The sequence below is a fragment of the Streptomyces viridosporus genome (assembly GCF_002078235.1).
GTDB lineage: Bacteria > Actinomycetota > Actinomycetes > Streptomycetales > Streptomycetaceae > Streptomyces > Streptomyces viridosporus.
Window position 1 is genome coordinate 1 of sequence record NZ_MSGP01000322.1, and the last position, 5,997, is coordinate 5,997.

Consider the following 5,997-nt stretch of genomic DNA (forward strand, 5'->3'; position numbering starts at 1 on the left):
CCTGTCCCCGCCGGCCGGCGGCACCACCCCCGACGGCGTCTCCTACACCTACGAGGCCAACGACGCCTCCGTCGGCGACCTCGACGGCGACGGCGCCCTCGAGTTCGTCCTCAAGTGGCAGCCCACCAACGCCAAGGACAACTCGCAGTCCGGCCACACCGGCAACACGATCGTCGACGGCATCGAGCTCGACGGCACCCGGCTGTGGCGCATCGACCTCGGCCGCAACATCCGCTCCGGCGCCCACTACACCCAGTTTCAGGTCTACGACTACGACGGCGACGGCAGGGCCGAGGTCGCCATGAAGACCGCCGACGGGACCAGGGACGGCACCGGCGCCGTCATCGGCAACTCCTCGGCGGACCACCGCAACGCGTCCGGCTACGTGCTGTCCGGCCCCGAGTACCTGACCATGTTCAACGGGCAGACCGGCAAGGCGATGGGCACCGTCGACTACGTCCCGGCCCGCGGCACCGTCTCCTCCTGGGGCGACTCCTACGGCAACCGCGTCGACCGCTTCCTCGCCGGCACCGCCTACCTGGACGGCACCCGCCCCTCCCTGATCATGGCCCGCGGCTACTACACCCGTACCGTGATCGCGGCCTGGGACTGGCGGAACGGCGCCTTCACCCGCCGCTGGACCTTCGACACCAACTCCTCCACCAACAACGGCAAGGGCTACGACGGCCAGGGCTCCCACAGCCTCTCCGTCGGGGACGTCGACAGCGACGGCCGGGACGAGATCGTCTACGGCTCGATGGCCGTCGACGACAACGGCAACGGACTGTGGACGACGAAGACCGGCCACGGCGACGCCCAGCACCTCGGCGACCTCGACCCGTCGACCCCGGGCCTGGAGTACTACAAGGTCTCCGAGTCCACCGGCCAGCCCGCCGCCCTCTACATCGACCCCGCGAACGGCGCGGTCCGCTGGAAGCTCGCCGCCTGCTGCGACAACGGCCGGGGCGTCGCCGGGGACGTCTGGTCGGGCAACTCCGGCCCGGAGATGTGGTCCTCGTCCGACGGCTCCGTCCGCGACGAGGGCGGCGCCACCAAGGGACGCAAGCCGTCCTCCGTCAACTTCCTCACCTGGTGGGACGGCGACCCCGTGCGCGAACTCCTCGACGGCACCCGCATCGACAAGTACGGCACGTCCTCCGACACCCGCCTGCTGACCGGCTCCGGCGTCTCCTCCAACAACGGCACCAAGTCCACGCCCGCCCTGTCCGGCGACATCCTCGGCGACTGGCGCGAGGAGGTCGTCTGGCGTACCGGCGACAACAGGGCGCTGCGCATCTACTCCACCCCGCACGACACGGACACCAGGATCACCACCTTGCTGCACGACACCCTGTACCGCACGTCCCTGGCCTGGCAGAACACCGCATACAACCAGCCCCCGCACACCGGCTTCTTCCTCGGCGACGGCATGCCGAAGGCACCGCGGCCGACGGTGTTCACGCCCTGAGCGGTGCCGACGCCGGACGGTCCTGTACGAGGGCGGCGGTGGGCCGACCACCGCCGTGCCCTCAAGGCCGTCGTGACGGAGCCCCGGCCCCGGGCCCGGGTGAGATCGCCTGGTACGGCCGGCTGCCCCCCGGCCGAGGCGCGCGGGGCCGTCGAGCGAGGGCTCCTCGTTCCGGGAGGGCGGCAAGCGCTGCGCCGGTACCTGGGGCCCGGGTCCGGCGACTGAGGGCGTCCTCCTCGGGAGGGGGAAGGGGAGAGCCGCAATGTCAGTGGCGGCTGCGATGCTGCCGGCATGGACCCCTGGAACCTTCTGAGCATCGACAAGGCTTTACGCGCCAGTTGGGCTGCCGACACCTGTTCCCCGGACGACCTCGCCCGCGCCGGGTGGCAGCCCGGCAACCCGGCGTGGGGCCACTGTGACATCACGGCCTTGGTCGTGAACAACATCTTCGGTGGCGACCTCATGGTCGGTGAGGTCCACCGCGGCGGGGAGCAGCACGGATTCCACTGGTGGAACCGGCTGCCCAGCGGAGTGGAACTCGACCTGACGCGCGAACAGTTCCAGGACGGCCAGAGCGTGACCGCGGCCCGGGTCGTCATACGCCCGCCGGGCCCTCTGCCCCGGCGCCGGGAGGAGTACCTCCTTCTGCGCGAGCGCGTCATCGAGCACCTCGGTCACCTGCCGACGCCACCGGGGCAGGCGGCGCTCACCCCCTGAGCGGACGGCACGTCAGCGCCCGCTCGATCGCCTCGCCGTCCAGACCCGCCCGTACCCGGTACAGGCGGGCCTCCGGCTTCCGGGCCACCGCCTCGGTGAGCCGGCCGTCCGTGAAGAGGGCGCCCACACCGTCCTCCAGCGCCCATCCGGCGGGCAGCGCGCCACCCGCCACGGCCGCCCGGTAGGAGGCCCGGCGGCCGGGTTCGCTGTCGTAGTGCGGACACACCGATCCCGGCAGCAGTCCCAATCCGTCCCGCAGGTACGTCAGCGGGCCGAAGGAGTCGGTGTGCGAGCCCACGGCCCAGCAGTTGGCGCCGGCGCTGATCCCGCACAGCAGCGTCCCGCGGTCGTACGCCTCGCGCAGCAGCCGGTCGACGCCGTGGGTGCGCCAGACCGCCAGCAGATTGGCGGTGTTGCCGCCACCGACGTACACGACGTCCTGGGAGAGCAGGAAGGCCCGCAGCGCCTCGTCGTCGAGCTCACGCCGGAACAGCGTCAGCACGGACGGCTCGCAGGCACGCGACCGGAAGGCGTCCAGGAACCGCTCGACGTACGCGGGGGCGTCCCCACTGGCCGTGGGGACGAAGCACACCTTGGGACGGGACCCGCGGGCGTGGCCGAGCAGCCAGTCGTCCAGCAGGCCGTCGTCGTCGGTGGAGAAGCCACCCCCGAGGAGGACCGCACGACGGGCGGGAAGGGCGGCGGTCATCGGACGACCGCCCGCAGGTCGGGACGCAGGCGCGCCCTGAGCTTCTCGAACGCGGTGGGCAGCGGCCGCCGCGGCAGGAAGGCGCCGATCCGCCGGGCGCAGTCCTCGGCCGTGGCGGTGGTCGTGTCGCACTCGATGTCGTACAGGCCGTGCGCATGGACCCGGTCGAACTGCCGGGCCGCGAGGCCCGCCGGGCGGTCGCCCCGCGCCCGCTCGCGCCGCCGCGTCTCCTCCGGCGAACACCGCACGCCGACCAGGACGACCTCCCGGGCGTCGAACAGCCCGAGGCAGTCCAGCAGGCGCCACTCCTCGCTCAGCACGTGGTCCACCACCACGTTGTTCCCGGCCTCGGCCATCCCGGCGACCGCCCGGTGGAATCCCTTCCAGGTGCGCCGCAGCACGTCGGGGAGCCGGTCCGCGTCGATCTCCCGGCGCGAGCGCATCGCGTGGAAGGAGTCCACGGGCATGTGGAAGTACGGCTCGTCCAGCACGTGCAGCAGTTCCCTCGCGATGCTGGATTTCCCCGAACTCGACGTGCCGTTCAGGAAGATGATCCGTCCGTGCATCGGGGCTCCTTCGCTGTCGCCGGTGGAGAATGATCGTCATTCTCCACCGGCGACGCTCAGCGCACCGCGCAGGCCTGTTCGCCCAGTCTGAAGGCCGTCGGCTCCGTGTTCGTCGCCGAGCGGCTCGCGGTGAAGCCGAAGCCGACCGACGAGCCCGCCGCGACGGTGCCGTTCCAGTCGGTGTTGCGCACCGTCACCGCCGGACCCGACTGGGTGTGGGCCGCGTTCCAGAGCTGGGAGATCCGCTGCCCGTCCGCGAAGGACCAGGTCAGCGTCCAGCCGTTCCAGGCACTCGTGCCCGTGTTGGTCACCCGCACCTCGGCCTGGAAGCCGTCGGTCCACTGGTTGGTGACCGTGTAGGTCACCGCGCAGGCACCCGAGGGCTCCGGGTCCGGGTCCGGATCGGGGTCCGTGCCGCCGCCGTCGTCCCCGCCCCCGGGGTCCGAGGTGTCGCCGTAGACGACGCCGCGTCCGTTGGTCGCCACGTAGACCCGGCCGTACACCCGCGGGTCACCGGTGATCGCCGCACCGGTCCAGCCCCACTGGTGGGCGTCGTCGTTGACGCGGGTCCAGCTCGCGCCGCGGTCCGCCGAGCGGAAGATACCGCGCACACCGTCGATCTTCGCGCTGGTGTAGAGGGTCTGGTACGAGGCTCCGGGCGCCGCCTTGCCGAAGCCGACGGTGTCGGCCTCCTCGACGTTCCCCAGCCTGGTGAAGGTCGCCCCGGCGTCCGTGGAGTGCCACAGGCCGTACGCCCCGTCGCTCGACCCGCCCGCCAGCCAGATGTCGCCCCGCGCGCCCGGCAGCGCCTTGAACCGCACGCTGTCGCCGCCGGGCAGACCGGTCGTCGCCGAGGCCCTGAACGTCGCGCCGCCGTCCGTACTGACGTAGAACTTCCCGGACTTGAAGCCGTAGAAGGTCTTCGGGTCCACCCGGTCGGACTCGACGATCGCGCCCGCCGGAATGCCGGACGACGCGGTCCAGGAGGTCCCGAACCCGGTCGTGTGGTGCACGCCGGCGCCCTGCGGGCTCCACACGAACCGGCTGCCGTCGGCCGCCGCCGCGACCGTCCCGCCGCCGCTGACGCTGGAAGGGTCCGTCCCCGCGAACCAGTGGGCGCCGTTGTCGGTGGAGAACGCGATGTGCGGGCCGGAGTCCAGGTCGCCGACCCGGACCACGGTGTTCGGGTTCGACTCGGCGAAGTCCAGGCTCGTCGTCGACGTGAAGTTGGGCCGGGTGAACATCATCGACGGCACCTTGGTGAGGTCCGTGTGCCGGAAGCCGCCGATGTCGCCGAGCGCGCTGAGCAGCGGCGCGCCCGACGGGGGAGAGGCGAGGTCGTTGACGGCCGTCTCCTCCAGGCCGCGCACCATGGGCGTGATGGTGAACTTCTTCCCGGCGTCCCAGTCCGTGAGGTTCTCGGTGCCGTAGACCGTCGCGCCCGTGCCGTACATCATGCGGTCCGAGTCGAAGGGGTCGATCTCCAGCGCCTCGGTCATCCAGCCGAGCTTCGGGGTCTGTTCGGGCGGGGAGGGGTGGGCGTCCCAGGTGAGCCACGGCACGGACGAGACGTCCATCGTGTAGCGGTTCTCGCGGTTCGGGTACGACGTGTAGTCCCAGGCCCGGGTCCAGGTCGCGCCGCTGTCGGTGGAACGGAAGATCTGGGTGTCCGGCCACCAGGAGCTGTAGGCGGTGGCCATCACCGTGCCCGGGTCCTGCCGGTCCACCGTCAGTCCGCTGAAGCCGTAGTACGTGTCGGCCTCGGCCACGGGGCTGACGTCGGTCCAGGTGCCGGTCGCGGTGGCGTACCGCCACAGCCGTCCCTTGCCCCCGTCGTACGGGCCGCCCGAGTCGCTGTAGGCGAGGTACAGGTGGCCGTTCCCGGCGTCGAGCACGCCCTTGTGGGCGAGGTACCCCGTCGGCTGCCCGGCCAGCCGTTCCCAGGTCGCGCCCGCGTCGGTGGACCGGTACACGGCGTTCTCCTTGTCGGCGACGCCGACGTAGACCGTCCTCGTCGCACTGCCGGCCGTCCCCGTGGACCCGTCGAAGGTGACCCAGACGATCCCCTGGTTGTCACTGGCGTACCCGGAGGTGTCGCTCGGATCCTGCGCGTAGTTCCCGACGTTCGGGAAGTTCGCCACCCGCGACCAGCTCGCCCCCGAGTCGGTCGACCGCCACAGCCCCTTCCCGCTGGGCGCGCCCAGGTAGAGCACGCTGTTGCGGTTCGGGTCGACGGCCAGGCGCTCCCCCATGCCCCGGCCCGGCATGTTCCCGCCCAGCTTGAACGGCAGGTCGGCCTTGCGCCAGCTCGCGCCCCGGTCGGTGGAGCGCAGCACCGCGCCGTTCTTCGGGTCCCAGTCGTTGGTGTACGTGCCGACCGCCGCGTACACCCGGTCCGGGTCCACCGGGTCGGAGGCGAGGCTCACCACACCGGTGTGCCCCCAGTCGTCCCAGCCCACCGGGTCCAGCAGCGGGGTCCAGCTCTTCGTCGCCTCCTGCCAGCGGTAGGCGCCGCCGATGTCGGTGCGGGCGTAGGC

Annotated in this window: 5 protein-coding genes; 2 read left to right on the forward strand and 3 right to left on the reverse strand. The window is 71.9% G+C overall.

The window, feature by feature from the left end; all coding sequences use genetic code 11:
* Positions 1 to 1,468, forward strand: a 1,468-nt coding sequence (locus B7L92_RS22500) for a rhamnogalacturonan lyase (protein WP_107501577.1), incomplete at its 5' end; no start/stop codon positions are given.
* A gap of 291 nt (positions 1,469 to 1,759) precedes the next feature.
* Complete coding sequence (locus B7L92_RS22505; RefSeq protein WP_081239274.1) at positions 1,760 to 2,185, forward strand: YunG family protein; 426 nt, start codon at positions 1,760 to 1,762, stop codon at positions 2,183 to 2,185.
* Here the strand turns inward: B7L92_RS22505 and B7L92_RS22510 are convergent.
* From B7L92_RS22510 to B7L92_RS22520, 3 genes are all read right to left on the reverse strand, one after another.
* The gene (locus B7L92_RS22510; protein WP_081239275.1) at positions 2,175 to 2,894 is read right to left on the reverse strand and encodes a Type 1 glutamine amidotransferase-like domain-containing protein; all 720 of its coding nucleotides are present in this window, start codon (positions 2,892 to 2,894) and stop codon (positions 2,175 to 2,177) included. The two genes, B7L92_RS22505 and B7L92_RS22510, sit on opposite strands and share 11 nt — an antisense overlap.
* Positions 2,891 to 3,460: a chloramphenicol phosphotransferase CPT family protein gene (locus B7L92_RS22515; protein ID WP_081239276.1), complete on the reverse strand. Its 570-nt coding sequence runs from the start codon at positions 3,458 to 3,460 to the stop codon at positions 2,891 to 2,893. Before B7L92_RS22515 ends, B7L92_RS22510 begins: the two co-directional genes overlap by 4 nt.
* Positions 3,461 to 3,516: 56 nt before the next feature.
* Positions 3,517 to 5,997, reverse strand: a 2,481-nt coding sequence (locus B7L92_RS22520; RefSeq protein ID WP_081239277.1) for a cellulose binding domain-containing protein, incomplete at its 5' end; no start/stop codon positions are given.

Bases quoted from the DNA above. Each gene is read 5' to 3' on its own strand.
- B7L92_RS22510 (WP_081239275.1), bottom strand. From the start codon at position 2,894: ATGACCGCCGCCCTTCCCGCCCGTCGTGCGGTCCTCCTCGGGGGTGGC.
- B7L92_RS22515 (WP_081239276.1), bottom strand. From the start codon at position 3,460: ATGCACGGACGGATCATCTTCCTGAACGGCACGTCGAGTTCGGGGAAA.
- B7L92_RS22505 (WP_081239274.1), top strand. From the start codon at position 1,760: ATGGACCCCTGGAACCTTCTGAGCATCGACAAGGCTTTACGCGCCAGT.